Source organism: Mesorhizobium sp. M0317 (genome assembly GCF_040321555.1).
Lineage (GTDB): Bacteria > Pseudomonadota > Alphaproteobacteria > Rhizobiales > Rhizobiaceae > Mesorhizobium.
Genome location: NZ_JAMYRV010000118.1, coordinates 1 through 579 on the forward strand (window position 1 = coordinate 1; position 579 = coordinate 579).

The following is a 579-nucleotide window of genomic DNA, read 5'->3' on the forward strand; positions in this document are numbered from 1 at the left end:
GACCTTTTCGCCGGCGTATCCAGACTCCTTCAAGAGTTGCTTGGCCTTTTCCGGGTCGCCGCCCTTCTTGAACCATCCCGTGTTCTCGTCGTTCGAATAGGACGTTCCGTTTCCAAAGAGCGATGTGACGGTTTGACCGTACCGGGGATCGGGAACCGCGACGCGCAGGAACGCCTCCTGATCGATCAGGTGAAGCATCGCCTGGCGCGCCTTCACGTTATCGAACGGCTTCTGCAGACAATTCATGCGCAGGCACATGACCCAGCCCGTCTTGTCCAGCACTTGCAGGGCGAGGTTGGGATCGTTTTCGATCGTCGAATAAAAATCGACGGGAGGCTGCTCGACGTAATCAATCTCACCCGCCTGCAAGGCTGCGAAAGCAGTCTGCGTATCGCCAATATTGTCCCAGATGACACGATCAACCTTGACAATCTTGCCGCCGGCCAACCCGTCAGACGGCTCCTTGCGCGGCACGTATTTTTCGTTGCGATCGTAGGTGAAGCTCGAGCCCGGCTTCGCAAGGGCCTGATTAAACCTGAACGGCCCTGATCCGATATTCGCGGTCACCTGCTCGGTCGC

The 579-nt window shown here is 57.5% G+C and carries 1 protein-coding gene; it reads right to left on the minus strand.

Annotated elements, in window-relative coordinates; genetic code table 11:
• On the minus strand, positions 1-579 hold a 579-nt coding region (locus NKI88_RS31785), incomplete at both ends, for an ABC transporter substrate-binding protein (RefSeq protein WP_352659359.1).